The sequence below is a fragment of the Kitasatospora sp. NPDC058162 genome (genome assembly GCF_042884005.1).
Lineage (GTDB): Bacteria > Actinomycetota > Actinomycetes > Streptomycetales > Streptomycetaceae > Kitasatospora.
The window spans coordinates 442,000-465,142 of record NZ_JBHVUS010000002.1; the positions used below are offsets into that span (position 1 = coordinate 442,000).

General features: G+C 72.6%; 19 protein-coding genes and 1 pseudogene. 13 read left to right on the plus strand and 7 right to left on the minus strand.

Annotated features, from left to right (window positions below; all coding sequences use genetic code 11):
- Positions 1–135 precede the first annotated feature (135 nt).
- Complete coding sequence (aceB, locus tag ACFVXG_RS05485) at positions 136–1,788, plus strand: malate synthase A (protein ID WP_387924566.1); 1,653 nt, start codon at positions 136–138, stop codon at positions 1,786–1,788.
- Positions 1,789–1,969: 181 nt separating this feature from the next.
- Positions 1,970–2,371, plus strand: coding sequence for a gamma-glutamylcyclotransferase (locus ACFVXG_RS05490; protein ID WP_387924568.1), 402 nt, complete (start codon positions 1,970–1,972; stop codon positions 2,369–2,371).
- Between the two features lie 310 nt (positions 2,372–2,681).
- Here ACFVXG_RS05490 and ACFVXG_RS05495 read toward each other — a convergent pair whose 3' ends face one another.
- The 7 genes from ACFVXG_RS05495 to ACFVXG_RS05525 form a co-directional block, all read right to left on the minus strand.
- A complete protein-coding gene (locus ACFVXG_RS05495) occupies positions 2,682–4,067 on the minus strand; it encodes an 8-oxoguanine deaminase (protein WP_387924570.1) in 1,386 nt (461 codons plus the stop codon).
- Between the two features lie 65 nt (positions 4,068–4,132).
- Positions 4,133–5,662: a nucleobase:cation symporter-2 family protein gene (locus ACFVXG_RS05500; protein ID WP_387924572.1), complete on the minus strand. Its 1,530-nt coding sequence runs from the start codon at positions 5,660–5,662 to the stop codon at positions 4,133–4,135.
- A gap of 316 nt (positions 5,663–5,978) precedes the next feature.
- Positions 5,979–6,899 (minus strand): factor-independent urate hydroxylase, encoded by a 921-nt coding sequence (gene pucL, locus ACFVXG_RS05505; protein WP_387924574.1) that lies wholly within the window; start codon positions 6,897–6,899, stop codon positions 5,979–5,981.
- A 30-nt stretch (positions 6,900–6,929) separates the two neighbouring features.
- Positions 6,930–7,265: a hydroxyisourate hydrolase gene (uraH, locus tag ACFVXG_RS05510; protein WP_350505840.1), complete on the minus strand. Its 336-nt coding sequence runs from the start codon at positions 7,263–7,265 to the stop codon at positions 6,930–6,932.
- A 128-nt stretch (positions 7,266–7,393) separates the two neighbouring features.
- The gene (uraD, locus tag ACFVXG_RS05515; protein WP_387924576.1) at positions 7,394–7,897 is read right to left on the minus strand and encodes a 2-oxo-4-hydroxy-4-carboxy-5-ureidoimidazoline decarboxylase; all 504 of its coding nucleotides are present in this window, start codon (positions 7,895–7,897) and stop codon (positions 7,394–7,396) included.
- Positions 7,898–8,178: 281 nt separating this feature from the next.
- Positions 8,179–8,559, minus strand: coding sequence for a helix-turn-helix domain-containing protein (locus ACFVXG_RS05520; RefSeq protein WP_188309323.1), 381 nt, complete (start codon positions 8,557–8,559; stop codon positions 8,179–8,181).
- Positions 8,556–8,801 carry a thiamine-binding protein gene (locus tag ACFVXG_RS05525; RefSeq protein ID WP_387924886.1) on the minus strand — a complete coding sequence of 82 codons (246 nt, stop codon included), beginning with the start codon at positions 8,799–8,801 and terminating at the stop codon, positions 8,556–8,558. The genes ACFVXG_RS05520 and ACFVXG_RS05525 overlap by 4 nt, the downstream gene beginning before the upstream one ends.
- Before the next feature lie 239 nt (positions 8,802–9,040).
- On the opposite strand from ACFVXG_RS05525, the gene ACFVXG_RS05530 reads away from it, so the two are divergent.
- The 11 genes and pseudogenes from ACFVXG_RS05530 to ACFVXG_RS05580 all read left to right on the plus strand — a co-directional run bounded on the left by ACFVXG_RS05530 (position 9,041) and on the right by ACFVXG_RS05580 (position 23,056).
- Entirely contained in the window at positions 9,041–9,883 is an 843-nt protein-coding gene (locus ACFVXG_RS05530) for a TIM barrel protein (RefSeq protein WP_387924578.1), read from the plus strand.
- Positions 9,884–9,958: 75 nt separating this feature from the next.
- A complete protein-coding gene (locus ACFVXG_RS05535) occupies positions 9,959–10,852 on the plus strand; it encodes a 2-hydroxy-3-oxopropionate reductase (RefSeq protein ID WP_387924580.1) in 894 nt (297 codons plus the stop codon).
- Positions 10,853–11,321: 469 nt separating this feature from the next.
- The gene (locus tag ACFVXG_RS05540; RefSeq protein ID WP_387924582.1) at positions 11,322–12,464 is read left to right on the plus strand and encodes a glycerate kinase; all 1,143 of its coding nucleotides are present in this window, start codon (positions 11,322–11,324) and stop codon (positions 12,462–12,464) included.
- Positions 12,465–12,601: 137 nt separating this feature from the next.
- On the plus strand, positions 12,602–13,981 hold the full coding sequence (gene allB, locus ACFVXG_RS05545) for an allantoinase AllB (protein WP_387924584.1): 1,380 nt from the start codon (positions 12,602–12,604) through the stop codon (positions 13,979–13,981).
- A gap of 96 nt (positions 13,982–14,077) precedes the next feature.
- Positions 14,078–15,124 (plus strand): annotated as a pseudogene (gene alc / locus ACFVXG_RS05550) (allantoicase); the annotation flags it as partial.
- A 287-nt stretch (positions 15,125–15,411) separates the two neighbouring features.
- Positions 15,412–16,872 carry a catalase gene (locus tag ACFVXG_RS05555; protein WP_387924586.1) on the plus strand — a complete coding sequence of 487 codons (1,461 nt, stop codon included), beginning with the start codon at positions 15,412–15,414 and terminating at the stop codon, positions 16,870–16,872.
- Positions 16,873–17,192: 320 nt separating this feature from the next.
- Positions 17,193–17,972, plus strand: a complete 780-nt coding sequence (locus tag ACFVXG_RS05560; protein WP_387924588.1) for an IclR family transcriptional regulator — start codon at positions 17,193–17,195, stop codon at positions 17,970–17,972.
- A gap of 235 nt (positions 17,973–18,207) precedes the next feature.
- Entirely contained in the window at positions 18,208–19,128 is a 921-nt protein-coding gene (locus tag ACFVXG_RS05565) for a metal-dependent hydrolase (RefSeq protein ID WP_387924590.1), read from the plus strand.
- A 143-nt stretch (positions 19,129–19,271) separates the two neighbouring features.
- Positions 19,272–20,366: a PDR/VanB family oxidoreductase gene (locus ACFVXG_RS05570; protein ID WP_387924592.1), complete on the plus strand. Its 1,095-nt coding sequence runs from the start codon at positions 19,272–19,274 to the stop codon at positions 20,364–20,366.
- Positions 20,367–20,378: 12 nt separating this feature from the next.
- Positions 20,379–21,326, plus strand: a complete 948-nt coding sequence (locus ACFVXG_RS05575; RefSeq protein ID WP_387924593.1) for a M24 family metallopeptidase — start codon at positions 20,379–20,381, stop codon at positions 21,324–21,326.
- Positions 21,323–23,056, plus strand: coding sequence for an SDR family oxidoreductase (locus ACFVXG_RS05580; protein WP_387924595.1), 1,734 nt, complete (start codon positions 21,323–21,325; stop codon positions 23,054–23,056). Before ACFVXG_RS05575 ends, ACFVXG_RS05580 begins: the two co-directional genes overlap by 4 nt.
- Positions 23,057–23,143: the final 87 nt, after the last annotated feature.

Sequence of the window (23,143 nt, forward strand, 5' to 3'; positions counted from 1 at the left end):
CTGTATCGCGGAAACTAGTCTCCACCTTACAGAATCGAACCCGCCGACAGGTGGGTAACGATCGAGGAAGTTCCCGAGGAAGTTCCCACCGGAGCTCCCTTCGCCAGGCTCAACCGTCTTAGGAGTGTCCTGCTCATGGCTGCAGCTCAGGGGCCCGTCGGCGCCTCCCCCGCCGCTCCGGTCGTCACTGTCGCCGGACCGCGCGTCCATCGGGCCGAGGAGGTGCTCACCCCGGAGGCGGTCGCCTTCGTGGTGGGCCTGCATCGTGCCTTCGAGGGCCGCCGACAGGAGCTCCTGGCGAGGCGGAAGGGCCGACGGGCGGAGATCGCCCGCACCGGCACGCTGGACTTCCTCCCCGAGACCGCCGACGTCCGGGCCGGCGACTGGAAGGTCGCCGAGGCGCCGCGCGCCCTCCAGGACCGCCGGGTCGAGATCACCGGCCCCACCGACCGCAAGATGGTCATCAACGCGCTCAACTCCGGGGCGAAGATCTGGCTCGCCGATTTTGAGGACGCCACCTCCCCGACCTGGGAGAACGTGGTCAGCGGCCAGGTCAACCTGATCGACGCCTTCGAGGGCCGGATCGACTTCACCAGCTCGGCCGGCAAGGCCTACACCCTCAAGCCCGCCGCCGAACTCGCCACCGTCGTGGTCCGGCCCCGCGGCTGGCACCTGGACGAGAACCACCTGCTGGTCGACGGCGTCCCGGTGGCCGGCGCCTTCGTCGACTTCGGCCTGTACTTCTTCCACAACGCCGCCCGGCTGATCGCCAAGGGCGCCGAGGACCCCAACTCCGGCCCGTACTTCTACCTGCCGAAGACCGAGAGCCACCTCGAAGCCAGGCTCTGGAACGACGTGTTCACCCACGCCCAGGCCGCGTTGGGCATCCCGCACGGCACCGTCCGGGCCACCGTGCTGATCGAGACCATCACCGCGGCCTTCGAGATGGACGAGATCCTCTACGAGCTGCGCGACCACGCGGCCGGGCTCAACGCCGGGCGCTGGGACTACCTGTTCTCGATCGTCAAGAACTTCCGCGACGCCGGCGAGCACTACATCCTCCCGGACCGCAACAGCGTCACCATGGCCTCGCCGTTCATGGCCGCCTACACCCGGCTGCTGGTGCGGACCTGCCACAAGCGCGGCGCCCACGCGATCGGCGGCATGGCCGCGTTCATCCCCAGTCGCAGGGACCCGGAGGTCAACGCGGCCGCGCTGGAGAAGGTCAAGGCGGACAAGGACCGCGAGGCCGGCAACGGCTTCGACGGCTCCTGGGTCGCCCACCCGGACCTCGTCCCGGTCGCCCGGGCCTCCTTCGACGCGGTGCTCGGCGAGCGCCCCAATCAGAAGGACAACCCGGGCCCGGCCGAGCCGGTCACCGCCGCCGAACTGCTCGACATCGCCGGCGCCGGCGGCACCTGCACCCGCGCCGGGCTGCACAACGCCGTCCAGGTCGGCGTCCGCTACATCGAGGCGTGGCTGCGCGGGCTCGGCGCGGTCGGCATCTTCAACATGATGGAGGACGCCGCCACCGCCGAGATCTCGCGCTCGCAGATCTGGCAGTGGATCCACAACGGGGTCGTGCTGTCCGACACCGGCGAGAAGGCCACCGCCGAGCTGGTCCGCACCCTGGTCGCCACCGAACTGGCCGAGCTCCGCGCCGAGTTCGGCGACGAGGCCTACCAGGCCGGCCGCTGGCGCGAGGCCGCCCAGCTCTTCGAACAGGTCGCCCTGGCCGAGGAGTTCGCGGACTTCCTGACCCTCCCCGCGCTTCCCCTGCTGGGCTGAGCACCAATCTATCCGCCGGCGCCACCGCTGCCGCCTGCCGGGCCGTAGCAGTCGTGCCGCCCTTTGCTCCGTTCCGTACGGCGACGAATCCACCTGTCCTCTCGTCGCCGTACGGAACGGTCTTTTCTTTGTACGGCCATGTATGGCCTTGTACGGCCTTTTCCTCGTGAGGAGTTCACTGATGGCACGCATCTTCTTCAACGGCCAGGCGATGGTCGGCGGACCGTTCCACGACAAGGTCGCCGACGCCCTGATCGGCCCAGCCCGCACCGCCCCCGGCTACCGCTTCTTCTCCATCGACCACAGCGGCGGGACGGACGTCTGCCCGGGGCTGCTGGCCGATCCGACCGTCGACAGCGCGATCGAGGGCGAGCTGTACGAGATCAGCCTGGAGCGCCTGCGGGACGTCATCCTGCCCGGCGAGCCCAGGGAGTTGGAGCTCGGCGTGATCGCGCTGGAGGACGGCTCCGCGTGCTTCTCGATGCTGCTCGCCCGCGGCGAGGTCGAGCGCGGCGTGCACCGCGAGATCACCCACCACGGCGGCTGGCGCGCCTACCTGGCGACGCTGGGGCGCACGGCCTGAGGTGCGGGCCGACGGCGGCGAGCGGGTAACAGATGACAGCTGACAACTAACAGAAAACAGATAACAGCGAACAGATAACAGATGACGAAAGTTGTCAGCTGTTATCTGTTCGCTGTGCGTTGCTCCCCGCCCCCACCCCCCCCCGCCCCCACCACACGCCGCGGCCCCGAACCCTCGCCGTGGGTTCGGGGCCGCGGTCCGTACGCCCTGGCGGGTGTACGGAGTCCGGGTCACGCACCGTCCCTGGGCGCGCCCCGGAGTCGGTGGGCCGGTCGGGCCGGAGGGCAGCTCCGGCCCGACCGGCGGACCGTCAGACCGGTCGGGAGGCGAGCTCCTTGGCCGCGCGGGCGCAGGCGCGCGCGATCCGGTCCTCGTTGACGGTGGTCAGCTCGCCCTTCTCGACCACGGCGTTGCCGTTGACGAACAGCGTCGCCAGCGGCGGCAGCGCGCCGAAGGTGAGGGCCGCGACCGGGTCGGCGATCGAGGAGTGCATGACCCCGTCGATCTTCCACAGCGCCAGGTCGGCCAGCTTGCCGGCCTCGATCGAGCCGATCTCGTTCTGCCGCCCGAGCACCCGGGCGCCGCCCATGGTGCCCAGCCGCAGCGCCTGGCGCCCGGTCAGCGCGGTCGGGTAGCCGTGCAGCCGGTTGATCAGCAGCGCGTTGCGCAGCTCGGTGCCCAGCTCGCCGGACTCGTTGGAGGCGGTGCCGTCGACGCCGAGCCCGACCGGTACACCGGCCTTGAGCATGTCGGGCACCCGGGCGATCCCGGCGGCCAGCCGGGCGTTGGAGGAGGGGCAGTGCGCCACGCCGGTGCCGGTCTCGGCGAACTTGGCGATGTCGGAGTCGTTCATGTGGACGCAGTGCGCCATCCAGACGTCCTCGCCGAGCCAGCCGACGGACTCGAAGTAGTCGGTCGGCCCCATGCCGAACAGCTCCTTGCAGAACTGCTCCTCCTCGGCCGTCTCGGAGCCGTGGGTGTGCAGCCGGACGCCCTTGCGGCGGGCGAGTTCGGCGGACTGGCGGAGCAGGTCGGTGGAGACCGAGAACGGCGAACAGGGCGCCAGCGCGACGTGCAGCATCGAGCCGAAGGAGGAGTCGTGGTAGCGGTCCACGGCGGCCTCGGAGGCGGCCAGGATGTCGTCCAGCTCCTCGACGGCGTGGTCCGGCGGCAGGCCGCCGTCCTTCTTGCTGCGGTCCATCGAGCCGCGCAGCGCGGTGAAGCGCAGCCCGAGCTCCTGGACGGCCTCGATCGAGGCGCCGAGGACGTCGCCGCCGTCCTTGGGGAAGACGTAGTGGTGGTCGGAGGCGGTGGTGCAGCCGGACTTGAGCAGGGCGGCGGCCGAGCCCTGGCTGGCGGCGTGCACGAGCTTCTCGTCGATCCGGGCCCAGGTCGGGTAGAGGGCGACCAGCCAGTCGAAGAGGATGTTGTCCTGGGCGAGGCCGCGGGTGATCCACTGGTAGAAGTGGTGGTGGGTGTTGACCAGGCCCGGGGTGAGCAGGTGGCCCTCGCCGTTGATCCGGCGCACCACGTTGTCCAGCCACGCCGGGGCGGGGCCGTTGCCGACGGATTCGATCCGGTTGCCGAGGATGACCACGTGGCCGCGGGAGTACTCGGTGTCGACGGCGTCGACGGTGGCGATCGCGACGTTCTCGATCACGGTCCGCTGGTCGGCGGGCGGGGGCTGGACTGCCATGGTGTGACTCCTATGGGGGAGGGCCGGGAGGCGCGCACCGAGTGGTGCGCGCCCCGCCGGACCGGTCAGGACGGTGTCGCCGTCGGCACCGTCGCGCCGGAGGCCTGGCCGGATCCGGGGTGGGTCCCGGGGTGGGACCCGGACTGCGACCCAGACCCCGACCCCGACTCCGATCCGGACCGGCGGGTGGCTCCGACGTGGTGGAACAGCAGGTTGAGCAGGACGGCCATCACGCAGCCGGCCGAGATCCCCGAGTGCATCAGGGTCCGGACCGCCTCCGGGAAGGCGTCGTAGAAGGTCGGTACGGCGATCGGGACGATGCCGACACCGAGTGAGACCGACACCAGGATGGTGTTGGCGCTGGACTCCATGCCGGCCTCCGCGAGGGTGCGGATCCCGCTCGCCGCGACCGTGCCGAAGAGGACGATCCCGGCACCGCCGAGGACGGGCTGCGGCACCAGCGAGACGACCGAACCGAGTACGGGGAAGAGCCCCAACACGATCAGGATGCCTCCGCCGGCCGCGACCACGAAGCGGCTGCGGATCTTGGTCAGCGCCACCAGCCCGATGTTCTGGGCGAAGGCGCTGGCGGCGAAGCCGTTGAAGACGGGGCTGAGCGCGGTGGCCAGTCCGTCGGCCCGGAGGCCGGCGGCGAGCGTGGGTTCGTCGGCCTCGCGCTCGACGATCTTGCCGAGGGCGAGCATGTCGGCGGTGGACTCGGTCATCGAGACCACCATGACGATGCACATCGAGACGATCGCGGCCGCGTCGAACGCGGGCGCGCCGAAGTGGAACGGGGAGGGGAGCGCGAAGACCTTCGCGTCCTGGACCGCGCCGAAGTCGGCCAGCCCCAGCGGGAAGGCGATCAGGGTGCCGAACGCCAGGCCGACGAGCAGGGACAGCTGCTGCCAGAAACCGCGCAGCAGCCGGTTGCAGAGCACCACCGCGACGAGGGTGATCGCGGCGAGGCCGATGGCCCGTACGGACCCGTACCCGGGGGCGCCCGGCGAGCCGCCGCGCGCCCAGTTCACCGCCACCGGGAGCAGGGACACCCCGATGAGGGTGATCACGGTGCCCTGGACGACCGGGGGGAAGAACCGGATGAGCTTGCAGAAGTACGGCGCCGCGAGGAAGCACAGGAGCCCCGCGACGATCACCGCTCCGAAGATCACCGGGAGGGCGTTCTTCGGTCCGTGTTCCTTGGCTATGGCGATCATGGGCGCGACGCCCGCGAACGACACGCCGTTCACGAACGGCAGTCGCGCGCCGATCTTCCAGATGCCGAGGGTCTGGAGCAGGGTGGCCAGTCCGGCGGTGAACAGGCTGGCCGAGATGAGCAGGGCGAGGTCGGTGGCGGAGAGCCCGACGCCGGCGCCGACGATGAGCGGGGGTGCGACGACTCCCGCGTACATCGCGGCGACGTGCTGGAGCCCGGTGGAGATCAGCTTCACCGGGGGCAGCACCTCGTCCACGGGGTGGGTACCGGACCCTGACCCGGACGGCCCGCCGGGGAGGCGGGCCGACGTGCCGTCCGGGCCTGGGGTTCTTGCAGGGGTGGAACCGCCGTCGTTACTGCTGGTGTTGCTGGGTGCCATGTCGAGCCCCTCTTGTGCCCGTGGCTCCCGGCGCGCCCGTGGCGCTGGAGATCCCCCGAGGGCGGGACGGCGGAGCAAGGATCCCTCGGGACGCTTCTCCAGTGCCCCGGGCCGGCCGCCGCGAGGCGAGCACGAACTCCGGTTGGTGGGGGTGGAGAAACAGGTGGAACGGGTGGAGCAGGTGGAACGTGTACGGGTGCTACGGGCAGTACGGGTGCTGCGGTCCGCCCGAACTCGACCGGCCCGTACGGGCCGGAGGGTGCGGCGATCCCGGGCGGAGTCCATGGGGTGCGCTGGATGGGCGGGGTGGGGGCGGTCAGACGACCGGGATGACCGGGACGACGCCCTCGCGGTGCACGGTGCCCTCGATCAGGCCGTACATGCGGTCCGCGGCGTAGTAGACCTCGTTCTCGTTCTTGAGGCCGAACGGCTCCAGGTCGACGAGGAAGTGGTGCTTGTTGGGCAGTTCGAGGCGTACCTCGTCCACCTCGGCGCGGTTGTTGAGGACCCGGGTGCCCATCGAGTGCAGGGTCTGCTGCAGCGAGTAGGAGTAGGTCTCGGCGAACGCCTCCAGCAGGTGCCGCTTCACGTGGGTGTAGGAGCGGTTCCAGTTGGGCTGGGCCTCGCCGTCGCGACCGCTGTAGCCGTACTTCCAGCGGGCGGTGACCTGGGTGGCGAGGATGCGGTCGTACGCCTCCTGGAGGGTGGTGTACTTGTCCTTGATGTAGCCCCAGAACTCCGAGTTGGTGGAGTTCATGACGACGAGGTCCTTGAGGCCGGAGATGACCTGGACCTTCTCACCGTCGTAGACGACCTCGGTGGTGCGGGTCTCCTGGCCGTTGCGGACGAAGGAGTGGCCGACCTCCTCCGAGCCGATGAAGCGGGCCGAGCTGTCCGGCGTGCGGATCCGGTCCCAGGTGTACTCCTCGATCCGGATCCGGGCGCTGTGCACGACGCCGCGCTCGGTGTCGTCGACGAAGTGCCGGGCCAGCAGGATGCCGAAGGCCTCGGCCGAGTCGATGCCGTACTCCTTGGCGAAGGCGTAGACGGTGTTCTTGGTGGTGTCGGTGGGAAGGCAGTTGGCGTTCGACCCGGTGAGGTGGACGTCCTCGAACTCGCCCTGGAGGGAGACCGAGACGTTCAGGTCCTTGATCTCGTGCCGGGTGGAGTCGCGGTAGACCCGGACGATGCGGTTCTCCGCCTTGCCGTACTGGTTCTGACCGAGCACGTGGGCCATGACAGGCTCCTAAGCTTCCAGGTCGGTCTACTAGCTTCCGCGGTAGACCGAGTATCCGAACGGGTTCAGCAGCAGCGGCACGTGGTAGTGGTGCTGCTCGGGCGCGACCGTGAAGACGATCGAGACCTCGGGGAAGAACGGCGGCTCCGCCGACTTCGCCGCGTAGTACGCGCCGGTGTCGAAGAGCAGCCGGACGACCGAGCCCGCCTCCACGGCCGGGAGGTCCTTGACCCGGCCGTCGGAGTCCGTGGCGGAGGTGCCGAGCACCTTCCAGCCACCCTCGGTGTGCAGTGCGAGCTCGACCGGGACGCCCTCGGCCGGGCGGCCGAGGCTGGTGTCGAGCACGTGGGTGGAGATGCCAGTCATGGGTGAAGTGACCTTACTGATGGCAGAGGTGATGGTGCGTCAGGTCGCGCGGGGCGACCCGGCCCGGACGGCCTGGCCCGGGGTCGGGGTCGGGGACGGCCCGTCCACGAAGCATTCTTGACGATGCGTCAGGATGCGTCGAGGAGGCGGTTCAGCCGGATGTCGTTGATCTTGCGCAGCTCGCCCCGGACGATCTCCGCCTCGGTGGCGGGGTCGTTGGGGTGGCGCTCGCGCAGGGCCGCGAGCATGGTGACCGCGGTGCGGCCGGTCGCGCAGATCAGGAACACGTGGCCGAACTTGGCCTCGTAGGCGGTGTTGGCCTCGCGCAGCTCGTCGAGGACCGCTCGGTCCACGCCCTGGATGCCGGCCTGCTCGCGCTCGGAGGTGGCGTCGCCCGTCTTGGGCTGTCCGATCCGGGCGTGTCCGGCCATCGCGTCGCGCAGGTCCGCGGCGGTCAGCCCGGCCATCGCCGCCGCGTTGGCGGCGAGCAGGGCCTCACGGCTGGACCAGGGCTTGGCCTGCGCGACGGCGGCGGCCCAACGGGGGCTGGAGCATACCTCCAGCAGGATCTCTTCCAGCTCCGCGGCATCGGCCGCGGCCAGGGTGTCAAGGGCGTGGGGGTGGTTGGTCACGGGTGGACCTCCTGAAGAGTGGTGCCACCCGGAAAAGCTAGATCGACCCCACCCTGCCGTCAACAGTTTGTTGAACGGTTGGTGGTTACGTTTTGAACCGACCCGCGCTGCGGGGCCCTTTCGTGTGCGATTCGCCAAGTGTGCCCCGCCGCGGGCCGATCAAGACTGTCCACAGCGGCGGGGTCACCCGGTCGGCGGCTCCTCGCGAGCCGCCCCCGGGGACGGCTTCCAGTCGCCCCCGGTGCGGGTCCGAGTCGCCCCGGTACGGCTCCGAGTCGCGCTCAGGACGGCTTGGAGCCGTCCTGGCGGTTCAGGTAGTTGTACACGGTGAAGCGGCTGACGCCCAGGGCCGAGGCGACCGTCTCGACCCCGTGGCGGACGGTGAAGGCGCCGCGCTCCTCCAGGAGGGCGACGACCCGCTGCTTCTCCCAGCGGTCCAGCTCGGCCAGTGGGCGGCCGTCGAACTGTCGGGTCATCTCGGTCAGCAGCCGGTCCAGCGCACTGCTCAGGTGCGGCAGCCGGACGGCCAGGGCCGGGGTGCCCTCCCACTCCAGGACGACGTCCTCGGCCTTCGCCTCGTCCAGCGGGACGGGCGTCGCGCCGACCGCGTCCAGCAGCGGCTTGACCGCCGCGGCGAGCGGGTGCTCCACGTGCTCGGTCACGGCGTACCGCCCTCCTCGCCCAGCACGCTCACCTGGACGGAGATGCGGGTCGCCCCGGCGTCCAGGGTCTCCCTGAGCAGTCGGGTCACCGCGGCGAGGACCTGGTCGGCCTCGCCCTCGGCGCCGGTCCCGAAGGGGCCGACCGACACGTCCAGGCCGGCCTCGTCGACGACCTTGCGGGCCGCCGAGGCGTGCTCGGGGAACGTGTCCAATTCGAACGGTTCTGTCGTGAACTCCACCATCAATCGCACGTGCTCACTGTATCGAGCGGGGGTCGGCGGGGGCAGGGGCCGGATCCGAACCGGTCGGACCTGGGTGATCGAACAGTCGCCGGTCCGGTCGGCGGGCCCCCCGGGGTCGCTTCAACAAAATGTTGCGGCAGCCTTGACACCCACTCGGCGGGCCGGAGATGCTTCCACCACACAGAATCCCTCTTCCGGATCGTGGAAGTTGCGGATGAAGGAAGAGAGAGTGAGAGGTGATGGACGTGACGGCGGCTGCCAAGCACGGCTTCACGGTCAACCTGTCGATCCTGTTCGGCGAACTCCCGCTGCTGGAGCGCCCCGCGGCCGCGGCCGCGGCGGGCTTCACGGCCGCCGAGCTCTGGTGGCCCTTCGGCACCGAACACAGCCCGAGCCGGGCCGAACTCGACGCGCTGCGCAAGGCGTTCAGCGACGCGGGCGTCCGGCTCACCGGCCTCAACTTCCTGGACGACCTCAGCCAGGGCGCCCGGGGCACCGTCTCGCTCCCCTCCGAGCGGGACCGCTTCCGGGCCAACGTCCCGGTCGCGGCCGAACTCGCCGCCTCGCTCGGCGCCACCGCGCTCAACGCGCTGTACGGCAACCGGGTCGAGGGCGTGGAGCCGGCCGAGCAGGACGCGGTCGCGCTGGAGAACCTGGTGCTCGCGGCCGGGGCGGCGCACGAGATCGGTGCCGTCCTGCTGATCGAGGCCCTCAACGCGGCCGAGTCCCCGGACTACCCGCTGGTCTCCGCCGCCGCCGCGGTCGAGGTGGTCGACAAGGTCAACGCCGCGACCGGCCTGGGGAACGCCAAGTTCCTCTGCGACCTGTACCACCTGGCCAAGAACGGCGAGGACCTGGCGGCGGTCATCGACACCTACGCCGACCGGATCGGCCACGTGCAGATCGCCGACAACCCGGGCCGCAACGAGCCCGGCACCGGCGAGCTGGACTTCGAGGACCTGTTCGCCCGGCTCAGCGCCGCCGGCTACACCGGCTCGATCGGCCTGGAGTACCGCCCCTCCACGGGCGTCAGCGCCGACAGCTTCGGCTGGCTGCCGCGCGAGCTGCGCGCGGCCCGCTGACCGGTTCGCCGCTCGCTGACGGCAACGTCCGGCCCGCCACCCCTCCCCACCCGCACACGTAAGGAACCCGACGCGATGAGCGCCTCCCGCAAGATTGCCTTCGTCGGCCTCGGCATCATGGGCAAGCCCATGGCCGTCAACCTGGTCAAGGCCGGCCACCACGTGACCGGCTTCGACCTCTCCCAGGCCTCGATCGACACCGTGGTCGAGGCCGGCGGCCACGGCGCCGCCAGCATCGCCGACGCGGTGAAGGACGCCGAGGTCGTCATCACCATGGTCCCGGCCGACCCGCACGTCGAGGCGGTCATCCTCGGCGAGGGCGGCGTCCTGGCGAGCGTCCGGCCGGGCACCCTGGTGATCGACATGTCCTCGATCACCCCGCAGACCTCCATCAAGGTCGGCAAGGCCGCCCGGGAGAAGGGCGTGCGCACCCTGGACGCCCCGGTCTCCGGCGGCGAGGCCGGTGCGGTCGAGGCGGTGCTGTCGATCATGGTCGGCGGCGAGGCGGCGGACTTCGCCGAGGCCAAGCCGCTGTTCGACGCGCTGGGCACCACGGTCATCCACGTCGGCCCCGACGGCGCCGGCCAGACCGTCAAGGCCGCCAACCAGCTGATCGTCGCGGTCAACATCCAGGTGCTCGCCGAGGCCGTGGTGTTCCTGGAGAACGCCGGCGTCGACCTCGCCGCCGCACTGGACGTGCTCGGCGGCGGCCTGGCCGGCTCCACGGTGCTCAACCGCAAGAAGGGGAACATGCTCAACCGCGAGTTCGCCCCCGGCTTCCGGATCGACCTCCACCACAAGGACATGGGCATCGTCACCGACGCCGCCCGCGCCGTGGGTGCCGCGCTGCCGGTCGGCGCCGTGGTGGCCCAGCTGGTCGCCTCCGCCCGGGCCAACGGCGACGGCTCGCTCGACCACTCGGCGCTGCTGCGCGGCGTCGAGCGGCTCTCGGGCCGCGAGGTCGCCTGACCCGCGGTCGGCTGCTCCGCGGGTCGCCTGATCTGCGGTCGGCCGACCGAAGGGGCCCCGGGCCCCGACAGACTCCTCCTGGTGGCGTGTACCTGATCCGGTCGTGCCCGCGCCACCAGGAGGCCAGACCCGACCGGCGTGCGGGCAGGGGCTCATCCGCCCGCCCGCCGGTCGATCCAAGCCGGTGACGCGCACTCCCTCCCACGGGGGCACTTCGGTCGTGCCCGCTGCGTGTCGCCTGGCCCCCTCCCTCGCCGAGGGGAGCCCCTCGAACGTCGGAAGCGGGTCGAGGGGAACGGCGGGGAGGGGGCGCACCCCTCTTCGGAACGTGGCTCCTCCGGGGGCCGCGTCCCGGGCCGGGTCGCACCACCCGGCCGGGGGGTCGCATCCCCGGCACCACCGGACCCATGCTGGTCCGGACACATGTTCGTCGAACACTGCCCGACCCGCACGGAAGTGAGGACCACCGATGCCCCCCACCCCCCTCCAGGGCCACGTGGTCGTAGCGCCGGACAAGTTCAAGGGCACCCTGGAGGGTGCCGAGGTCGCCGCCCGGATCGCCGCCGGCATCCGGCGCGCGGCGCCCGGCGCCGAGGTGCGCGAACTGCCCGTCGCCGACGGCGGCGAGGGCACCCTGGCCGCGGCGCTCGCGGCCGGATTCAGCCGCGTCCCGGCCAAGGTGGCCGGCCCGACCGGCCTGCCGGTGGACGCCGCGATCGCCGTCCGCGGCGACACCGCCGTGGTCGAGCTGGCCCAGGCCTCCGGCCTCGCCCGGCTGCCCGGCGGCCGGACCGCCCCGCTCGCGGCCGGCTCCTACGGTGTCGGCCAGCTGATCGGCCGCGCGGTGTCGATGGGCGCCAAGCGGATCGTGCTCGGCCTCGGCGGCAGCGCCGGCACCGACGGCGGGGCCGGCATGGTGCAGGCGCTCGGGGTCCGGCTGCTGGACGGCGACGGCGTCGAACTCCCGCCCGGCGGCGCCGCGTTGCGCCGGCTGGAGCGGATCGAACTCGGCCCGCTGGCCGAGCTGCTGACCGGCGTGGACGTCGTGGTCGCCTGCGACGTGGACAACCCGCTGCTGGGCCCGCGCGGCGCCACCGCCGTCTACGGCCCGCAGAAGGGCGCCGACGGGGACGACCTGGTGGTCCTGGAGCAGGGTCTGACCCGCTTCGCCGACCAGGTCGCCGCGGCGACCGGACGGGACGTGCGGGAGGCCCCCGGCGCCGGGGCCGCGGGCGGGGTGGGCTTCGGCGCCCTCGCCCTGCTCGGCGCCACCATGCGACCCGGTATCGAGCTGCTGCTCGAACTGCTGGGTTTCGACGAGGCCGTGCGTGGGGCACGCCTCGTCGTCACCGGTGAGGGCTGCCTGGACGCTCAGACGCTCCATGGCAAGGCCCCCGCCGGAGTCGCCGCGGCGGCTGCCCGGGCGGGGGTTCGGGTGGCCGCTGTGGCGGGTCGGCTGGAGCTGTCCGAGCCCGAGTGGCGGGCGGCCGGCTTCACCGCCGCGATAGCGCTCACCGACCTGGCCGAGCAGCCGGGGGACAGCATGACCAAGGCCGGTGAGCTGGCCGAGGTGGCGGGGGAGTGGCTGGCCGAAGAGCTGCTGCCGGGCTGAGCCCTCGGGCCTTCCGCTGGACGTTCCTCCGTACGTTCCTCCATTGACGTTTTGTTGAAGGCGAGCCTAGGCTCCCGGCAATCCTTCGGTTCCACCCGTGTTCCGCCACCCCCAACTCCCAGGTTTCGGAGGTTCCCATGCCGTTCAGCCAGCCAGCGGTGATCCGCTCCCGCCGGGCGGTGCTGCCCGACGGGGAGCGCCCCGCGGACGTGCTGATCCGGGACGGCAGGATCGAGCAGGTCGCCGCCCACGGATCGCTGGTGGTCGGCGACAGCGAGCTCGTCGACCTCGGCGACACCGCCCTGCTGCCCGGCCTGGTCGACACCCACGTGCACGTCAACGAGCCCGGCCGGACCGAGTGGGAGGGCTTCGCCACCGCCACCCGGGCCGCCGCGGCCGGCGGCGTCACCACGATCATCGACATGCCGCTCAACTCCGTCCCGCCCACCACCACGGTGGCGGGGCTGGAGGTCAAGCGGAAGACCGCCGAGGGCCAGGCCTGGGTCGACCTCGGCTTCTGGGGCGGGGCGATCCCCGGCAACGTCGCGGACCTCGAACCCCTGCACCGGGCTGGTGTGTTCGGCTTCAAGAGCTTCCTCGCCCCGTCCGGCGTCGACGAGTTCCCGCACGTCGAGGCCGCCGACCTGGAGGCCGCGCTGGCCGAGCAGGCCCGGATCGGGGCCCTGGCGATCATCCACGCCGAGGACCCGGCCGTGCTGGCCGCGGCGCCGCAGCAACCCGGCGTCCACTACCGGGACTTCCTCGCCTCCCGGCCGGCCGGCGCGGAGACCGCGGCGGTCGCCCGGCTGCTCGACACCGCCCGGCGCACCGGCGCCCGGGTGCACATCCTGCACGTCTCCTCGGCGGCCGTGCTGCCGCTGCTGCGCCAGGCCCGCGAGGACGGCGTGACGGTCACCGCCGAGACCTGCCCGCACTACCTGACCCTCGCGGCCGAGCAGGTGCCGGACGGCGACACCGCCTTCAAGTGCTGCCCGCCGATCCGCGACGAGGCCAACCGGGACGCGCTCTGGGAGGCCCTGGCGAACGGCGAGTTCACCGCCGTCGTCTCCGACCACTCGCCGTCCACCCCCGACCTCAAGCTGCTGCCCGAGTTCGGCGGCAGCGGCGACTTCGCGGCGGCCTGGGGCGGCATCGCCTCGCTGCAGCTGGGCCTGCCCGCCGTCTGGACCGAGGCCCGGCGCCGCGGTCACACCCTGGCCGACGTGGTGCGCTGGATGTCCGCCGGACCGGCCGAACTGGTCGGCCTCACCGGCACCAAGGGCGCCATCGCGGCGGGCTGCGACGCGGACCTGGTCGCCTTCGACCCGGACGGCGAATTCGCCGTCCACGCGGGCGAGTTGCACCACCGCAACCCGGTGACCCCGTACGCCGGGCGGACCTTGAGCGGCGCCGTCCGCACCACCTGGCTGCGCGGCCGGGCGGTGGACACCGGTGCCGAGCCCTTCGGCCGCCAGCTGGTGCGCCCCGCCGACTCCCGTTCCACCGGTGCTTCCTGAGCCGCCCCCGCCTCCCGAACCACCGGGTTTCCCGTACCACCGGGCCTCCCGTCCCCCTGGGCTTACCGAACCGCCACCGTCTTCCGAGGAGAGTCAGTGACCACTGCCGACACCCCGAGCGCTCCCTTCACCGAGCTGGTCAACCTGGCTTCCCGGCTGCTCGGCGCGGGCGTCGTCGCCACCAATGAGGACACCTTCGCGGACGCCGAGAACCTGCTGGTGGCCAAGCCCGCCGAGTTCCGCCCGCACACCTTCGGCCACAAGGGCCAGATCATGGACGGCTGGGAGTCCAAGCGCCGCCGCGGCGTCTCCGCCGACCAGCCGCACCCCACCGACCAGGACCACGACTGGGCGATCGTCCGGCTCGGCGTCGGCGGCGCGGTCCGCGGCGTGATCGTCGACACCGCCCACTTCACCGGCAACTACCCGGAGAGCGCCGTGGTCGAGGCCGCCTCCGTACCCGGGCACCCCTCGCCCGAGGAGCTGCAGGCCGCCGACTGGACCGTCCTGGTACCGCGCACCCCGCTGCGGGGCGACACCGCCCACGAGTTCGCCGTCCAGGACGACACCCGCTACACCCACGTGCGGCTCGCCATCTTCCCGGACGGCGGCGTCGCCCGGCTCCGGGTGCACGGCGAGGTGCTGCCCGACCCGCGCGAACTGGACGGCCTCACCTTCGACCTGGCCGCCCAGGAGTACGGCGGCGTGGCCGAGGCGGCGTCCGACCGCTACTTCTCCTCCCCGCACAACCTGAACGCTCCCGGTCGCGCCTCCGTCATGGGCGAGGGCTGGGAGACCCGGCGTCGGCGCGACAAGGCCAACGACTGGGTTCAGATCGCCCTGGCCGGGGGCGGTGAGGTCCTGGCCGCCGAGGTGGACACCACCCACTTCGTCGCCAATGCCCCCGGCTGGGCCGACCTGATCGGCTTCGACGCCTCGACCGGGCACGACCCGGCCGACGGCGAGTGGTTCGAGATCCTGCCCCGCACCCGCCTGCAGCCCGACACCCGGCACCGCTTCCGGCTCGACGTCGGCCGCCCGGTGACCCACGTGCGGATCAACGTCTACCCGGACGGCGGCCTCGCCCGCCTCCGGCTCACCGGCCGCCTCACCGAGGCCGGCCGCGCGGCCCTCGCGCTGCGCTGGTTCAACGCCGTCCCGGCCGCCGAGGCCGCCGCCGCCCTCGTCGACGCCGGCCTCAGCGCGGAGGAGTCCGCCGCCCTGGCCGCCGCCCGCCCGCTGGCGGACCCGGCCGCGGCCACCGCGGCGGTCGCCGCCCTCCAGCCGACCGACGGCCCGGACGGCGAGCACTCCGCCCGCCGCCGCTCGGCGCTGTGGCGCCTGCTGGGCGTCTGAGCGGTCCGCCCGCCCGCCCGCTCGCCCGCTCCACCTCTCCACGCACCGCCTTATCGACACCTGAAGGACCCTCCATGTCCAAGATCCTGACCACGGAGTCCGGCGCCCCGGTCGCCGACAACCAGAACTCGGCCTCGGCCGGCGAGTACGGCCCGCTGCTGATCCAGGACCAGCAGCTGCTGGAGAAGCTGGCCCGGTTCAACCGCGAGCGCATCCCGGAGCGCGTCGTGCACGCCCGCGGCTCCGGCGCGTACGGCTACTTCGAGGTGACCGACGAGGTCTCGAAGTACACCCGGGCGGCGTTCCTGTCCGAGGTCGGCAAGCGCACCGAGGTCTTCCTGCGCTTCTCCACGGTGGCCGGCAACCTCGGCGCCAGCGACGCGGTGCGCGACCCGCGCGGCTTCGCGCTGAAGTTCTACACCGAGCAGGGCAACTACGACCTGGTCGGCAACAACACCCCGGTGTTCTTCATCAAGGACCCGGTCAAGTTCCCCGACTTCATCCACTCGCAGAAGCGCGACCCGTACACCGGCGTGCAGGAGGCGGACAACGTCTGGGACTTCTGGGCCCACTCGCCGGCCTCGACCCACCAGATCACCTGGCTGTTCGGCGACCGCGGCATCCCCGCCTCGTACCGCCACATGAACGGCTACGGCTCGCACACCTACCAGTGGGTCAACGCCGAGGGCGAGGCCTACTGGGTGAAGTACCACTTCAAGACCAACCAGGGCATCCGCAGCCTGGACGGCGACCAGGCCGCAGAGGTGGTCGGCGCCGACGCCGACTCGCACCAGCGCGACCTCCACCAGGCCATCGAGCGCGGGGTGTTCCCGTCCTGGACCCTCTACGTCCAGCTGATGCCGGTCGCCGAGGCCGCGGACTACCGCTTCAACCCCTTCGACCTCACCAAGGTGTGGCCGCACGCCGACTACCCGCTGGTCAAGGTCGGCCGCCTGGTGCTCAACAAGAACCCGGAGAACGTCTTCGCCGAGGTCGAGCAGTCCGCGTTCTCGCCGAACAACTTCGTGCCCGGCATCGGCCCGTCCCCGGACAAGATGCTCCAGGGCCGGCTGTTCGCCTACGCCGACGCCCAGCGCTACCGCCTCGGCGTCAACCACACCCTGCTGCCGGTGAACGCCCCGCACGCCACCGAGGCGAACAACTACGGCCGGGACGGCTTCATGGCCGCCAACAGCGCCGGCCGCGGCAAGAACTACGAGCCCAACTCGTACGACGGCCCGGCCCAGAGCGACGCCGCGCTCGCCGCGCCGGTCAAGGTCGACGGCTACACCGGCACCTACACCACGCCGGCCCACACCAAGGACGACGACTTCTTCCAGGCCGGTGAGCTGTACCGGCTGATGTCGGAGGGCGAGCGGACCCGGCTGATCGGCAACATCGCGGGCTTCCTGTCGCAGGTCACCCGGGACGACGTGGTCGAGAAGAACCTCGCCCACTTCCACGCCGCCGACGAGGAGTACGGGGCCCGCCTGGAGGCCGCCGTCGCCAAGCTCCGCGCGGGCGACGAGGGCTGATCCACCGCAGGGTCGACGCACTCCGTACCTTCCGCACCCTCAGGACCGCCGGGGCCCGCACCCCGGCGGCCCCGTGACGGGCCTCTCCCCCTGGGCAGTGGGGGAGGGGCCCGTCGGGCTTCGTGGGGGCGCTGCGGCGGACGGGGTGCCGGGTGCGGGTTCCGTTCGTGCGTGTGCGCGGGGCCCCTTGTACCAGCCGACCGGCCGTGCTCCACGGAATGTTCACGGATATTCACGGACAGCAGCCGCCCGAGCCCCGGGGTGGATAGGCTGGAGACCGCCCGCGGTCGCTCCGTGGGGGGACATCGGAAGGGGACGACATGTCGACACCAGCCCCGGGTCGTCACGCCGCGCTGGACCAGGGCCCGACGGGCCCGTTCACCTCCCTGCAGCACGCCCTCAGACTGCTGGAGGCCGTCGACCGGCACCCCGACGGAGCCACCCTGGTCGGCCTCGCGCGGGAGACCTCGCTGGGCCTGCCGACCGTGCGCCGGCTCGCCGAGATCCTCGAGATCGAGGGCTATCTCCAGTGCCAGGACGGCGGTTGGGTGCTCGGCGGCACCTTCGCCCTGCTCGGGCAGCAGAACCGGGAACAGCTCGTCAAGGCCCGGCTGAACCGCAAACTCGCCGAACTCCGGGACGAGTTGGGCGCCGCGGTGTACTTCAGCCGGTACCACGACGGGGAGTTGTCGGTCGAGGCGGTCTCGGCCGCCGACTACGCGCCCGCCGTGCAGGAGTGGGTGGACTTCCGCGCCACCGCGCACGCCAGTGCGATCGGCAAGTGCCTGCTCAGCCAGCTCGACGCGGACGGCCGGCGGGACCACCTCTCCCGGCACCCGGTCGCCCGGCTCACCTCCCGGACGGTCACCGACGCCGACCAGTTGATGCACCGGCTGGAGCGCCAGCCCGCCACGGTGCCGGTGCTGGACATCCAGGAGTACGCGCTCGGCACGGTCTGCGCGGCGGTGCCGATCACGGCGGGCAGCACGGTCGGCTGCCTGGCGACCTCGATGCCGGTGGACAACATCCACAAGCTCAAGGCCGCCGCGGAGCTGCTGGCCGCCCGGGCGGCGCCGCTGATGCTGGCGATGGCGGTCTGACGCCACCGCACCTGACAGCCGGGGCGGGTGGCCGCCCCTGACGGGCCCCGCCGGACGTGTCACGTCCGGCGGGGCCCGGCCGTTTTCCGGGGAGGGGTTTCCGGGGGCCTCCGCCGGTGCACGTCACTTATTAGACTCGATGTCGATAGGAGTTGTCCAAACCCTTGTCGCGGTGGCTACCGGCGAGTACGTTTCGCAGGGTCGAGCCGCCGCCCCCAGGTCAGGAGGGCCTGCCATGCCCCGCCCCACCCCCGTCCCCGCCGTCGCCGCCCCCGCCGCGCGGGTGCACGAGAGCCTCGTCCTGGAGCCCCGGGACGTCCGCTTCGACTGGGCCCGGCTGCCGCTGCACTGGGTGCCCGACGAGCCGATGGCCACCCACATCCTCAACGTCCTCCACCTCCTCCTCCCCGAGGGTGAGCGCTGGTTCGTCAAGGTGTTCAAGGAGGCGCTGCCGCTCGTCCGGGACGAGCAACTCCGGGAGGAGGTACTCGGGTTCATCGGCCAGGAGGCCATTCATGCCGAGGCCCACCAGGAGGTCCTGGATCACTTGCTCGGCCAGGGGCTCGACCCGAGGCCGTATGTGCGCCAGGTCGCCTGGGTCTTCCAGCGCGTGCTCGGGGACCGGCCCGGACTGAGCCCGGCGAAGCGCCGCGAGGCCCTCATCGAGCGGATCGCCGCCATCGCGGCGATCGAGCACTACACCGCCTTCCTCGGGAACTGGATCCTCAACTCCCCGGGGCTGGACCGGGCCGAGGCCGACCCGACGATGCTCGACCTGCTGCGGTGGCACGGCGCCGAGGAGGTCGAGCACCGCAGCGTCGCCTTCGACCTGCTCGTCCACCTGGACCCCGGGTACGTGCGCCGGGTGCGCACCATGGCGATGGCCGGCCCGCTGCTGGTCCACCTCTGGGTCCGCGGGGTGCGCTTCCTGCTGGCCGCCGACCCCACGCTGGACGGGCGGCTGCGCCCGAGCTGGCGCGAGGCGTACCGGATCACCCGGCGCGGGCTGCTGCCCGATCCGGTCAAGTCGATCCGTTCCGGCCTGCGCTACCTGCGCCCCGGCTACCACCCCACCCAGGAGGGCTCCTCCAGCCAGGCGCTCGGCTACCTGGCCACCTCCCCGGCCGCCCGGGCCGCGGCGACCGCGGGCCACTGACGGCTGATGGGTTTCAGCGAACAGATGACAGATGACAGCGAACAGATAACAGATAACGTTATCTGTTCGCTGAAATCTGAATTCTGAAATCTGAACTCTGTCAGTTGTCACCCGCACCCCCTCCCACGCCAAGGACCCGCCGGATGGACCAGCTCACCCCGCCCCCCGACCTCTACGGCCGCCCCCGCGCGGACCGCTTCCTGCACGGCCTCACCGCGATGCAGGACCGCTACGTACAGGCCCTCGGCGGCCCCCTGCTGCGCCGCAACCCCCGCCGCCCGCTCAGCCGCCCCACCCCGCCGCTCCGGCTGGTCGTCGCCGAGCGCCGCCAACTAGCCGCGGCCGTCATCGAGTTGACCTTCGCCGACCCCTCCGGTGGCCACCTGCCGCCCTGGCAGCCCGGCGCCCACCTGCGCCTCGCCCTGCCCTCCGGCCGCGAGCGCCACTACTCGCTCAGCGGCGACCCCGCCGACCGCCGGCACTACCGGATCGCCGTCCGCCGGCTGCCCGGAGGCGGTGGCGGGTCCGTCGAAGTCCACGACACCCTGCACCCGGGCACCCGCCTCACCGCCCGCCGCCCGCGCAACGGCTTCGCCTTCTGCGCCGAGCCCGCCGTCCTGCTGCTGGCCGGCGGCATCGGCGTCACCCCGCTCCTCCCGATGGCCCGCGAGGCCCAACGGCACGGCCTCGACTGGCGGTTGGTCCTCGTCGGCCGCAGCGCCGACACCCTCCCGTACGCGGACGAGCTGCGCGCCCTCGACCCGCACCGGGTCGTGCTGCGCACCGACGACGAGCACGGCGGCGTCCCCACCGGCGCCGAACTGCTCGCCCACGCCCCGCGCGGAGCCGCCGTCTACTGCTGCGGCCCGGCCCCGATGCTCGCCGCCGTCCAGGCGGCACTGGACGAATCCCACGCCACCGCCCTGCACTTCGAGCGCTTCGGCGCCGCCCCGATCGCCGACGGCGAGCCCTTCGCCGTCCGGCTCGGCGCCGACGGCCCGACCCTGGACGTCCCCGCCGACCGCTCCGCCCTGGACGTGCTGCGCGAGGCCCGCCCCGACCTCCCGTACTCCTGCCACCAGGGCTTCTGCGGCACCTGCGAGGTCCGCCTCCTGGCCGGCACGCCCGAGCACCGGGACCGCCGCCTCACCCCCGAGCAGCGCGCCGCCGGCGCCCTGCTGCCCTGCGTCTCCCGCGCCGCCGAGGGTGAGACCCTCGTGCTCGACCTCGACGTCTAGAAGGAGCCCCCGATGCCCCCGACGGCGCACGCGATGCCGACGTTCCGCTACACCGAGCGCGACCTCGCCCGCTTCCGCGAGACCCAGCAACTCGCCTACGACTGCGCCGAACAGGTCGCGGCCTGGATCGAACCCGGCGTCACCGAGCGCCAGGCCACCGCCGAGCTGCGCCGCCGCCTGGTCGCCGCCGGGGTGCAGGACTTCTTCCACGTCCCCTTCGCCTGGTTCGGCGACCGCACGGCCTTCCGGCACTTCCACACCCCGCTGCAGTTCTTCGCCGGCAACCGCCGCCTGGAGGAGGGCATGCCGTACGTGCTGGACTGCGCGCCCGTCGTGGACGGCTACACCGCCGACATCGGCTACGGCGGCAAGGTCGGCGAGAACAAGGTCTGGGACCGGCTGGCCGCCGACCTCGAGGTCTACCGCGCGCTGATCCTCGCCGAGGTGCGCGCCCGCAAGCCGCTCAACGAGGTGTACGCGGCGGTGGACGCGCAGATCGCCGCGCACGGCTACGACAACCGGCACCAGGTCTACCCGGGCCGGGTGATCGGCCACCAGGTCACCCGCAACACCGCGCGCGGCCCGGCCGGGGTGAACGTCTTCGGCTTCGGCGTGCGCACCCTGCAGACCCTCGGCCGCGAGCTCATCTCCGAGCGCCTGCACGGCCGTTCGCCGCTGTGGGCGGACGGTCGGGCGTCCCGGCACGCGCCCACCCCGGGGCTGTGGGCGGTCGAGCCGCACATCGGATTCCGCGGCGTGGGCATCAAGTTCGAGGAACTGCTGGTGGTCACCGAGGACGACGCCTACTGGCTCGACGACGACCTCCCGCACGTCCGCCGCTGGACCGCGCCCGCCGAGCCCGCCGCGGTGGCCGAGCCCGCCGCCGAGCCGTCCGCCACCCCCGAGCCCGCCCCCGAGCCGTCCGCCGCCGAGCCCACCGCCCAGGAGGCCACCCGATGACGACCCCGACCCGCCGCCGGACCGTCCACTCCGGCGGCCTCCCGCTCGCCGTCTTCGAGCAGGGCGACCCCGAGGCCCCCACCGTCCTCCTGGTGCACGGCTACCCGGACACCCACACCGTCTGGGACGACATCGCCGCCGACCTCGCCCGCGACCACCACGTGGTCCGCTACGACGTGCGCGGCGCCGGCGAGTCGGGCGCCCCGGCGCGCCGCGAGGACTACCGCCTCGAGCGGCTCGCCGACGACCTGTTCGCCGTCGCGGACGCCGTCAGCCCGAACCGCCCGGTGCACCTGGTCGCCCACGACTGGGGCTCGATCCAGTCCTGGGAGGCCGTCACCGCCCCCGGCGCCGAGCGCCGGATCGCCTCCTACACCACCCTGTCCGGCCCCAGCCTGGACCACATGGGCCACTGGCTGCGCCACCGGATGCGCCGCCCCACCCCGCGCCACCTCGGCCAACTGCTGCACCAGGGCCTGCACTCCTGGTACATCACCGCCTTCCACCTGCCCTTCCTCGCCCCGGCGGTCTGGCGCCTCGGCCTCGCCCGGGCCTGGCCGCGGGTGCTGCGCGACCTGGAGCACGTCACCCCGCGCGCCGACCACCCGCAGCGCACCCTGCGCCGCGACGCGGTCCGCGGCATCGAGCTGTACCGGGCCAACTTCCGCCCCACGCTGGGCAGTCCGCGCGAGCGGCGGACCGAGGTGCCGGTCCAGCTGGTCACCCTCACCCGGGACCGCTACGTCGGCACCTACCTCTCCGAGGGCCTGGAGCGCTGGGTGCCCCACCTGACCCGCCGTACGCTGCACGCCGGCCACTGGTCGGCGCTGCTGGAGAAGGGAGCCACCGTGGCCGGAATGGTCCGCGAGTTCACCGCCCGGATCGAGACCGGGAGCGCCGGAGGGGCCCAAGAGCCGGACGGGGACGGCCGGTTGGTGGTGGTCACCGGCGGCGGCAGCGGCATCGGACGGGCCACCGCGCTGGCCTTCGCCGAGGACGGCGCCCGGGTGGTGGTCTGCGACCTCGACCTCGCGGCCGCCGAGCGCACCGCCGAACTCGCCTCGCTGATCGGCCCGCAGGCGCACGCCCACCAGGTGGACGTCTCCGACGGCGCCGCGATGGACGCCTTCGCCCAGCGCGTCGCCGCCGAGCACGGCGTGCCCGACGTGATGGTCAACAACGCCGGCATCGGCCACTCCGGGACGTTCCTGCAGACCACCGAGAAGGAGTGGCAGCGCGTCCTGGACGTCAACCTCTGGGGCGTGATCCACGGCTGCCGCGCCTTCGGCACCCTGATGGCCGACCGCGGCCAGGGCGGCCACATCGTCAACGTCTCCTCGGCCGCCGCCTACCTGCCCGCCAAGGCGCTCACCGCCTACGCCACCAGCAAGGCCGCCGTGTTCATGCTCTCCGACTGCCTGCGCGCCGAGTTCGTCGACCACGGCATCGGCGTCTCCACCATCTGCCCGGGCATCGTGAACACCAACATCACCCGCACCTCCACCTTCTCCGCGACCACCGCCGCCGAGCAGTCCGCCAAGCAGGCCCGCGCGGCCAAGCTCTACGCCCGCCGCGGCTTCCCGCCGGAGAAGGTGGCCACCGCCATCGTCACCGCCGTCCGCACCGGCAAGCCCGTCGTCCCGGTCACCCCCGAGGCCAAGGCCGCCCGCCTCCTCTCCCGCCTCAGCCCCGGCCTCCTCCGCCTCGCCGCCCGCCTCAACGTCACCTGAGCCGCCGCCCGAGGCTCCGCTGCCCCGCAACTCCGCTGCCCCGCAACTCCGCCGGTACCCGGCCCGGTATCCGGTCCGTACCCAGGT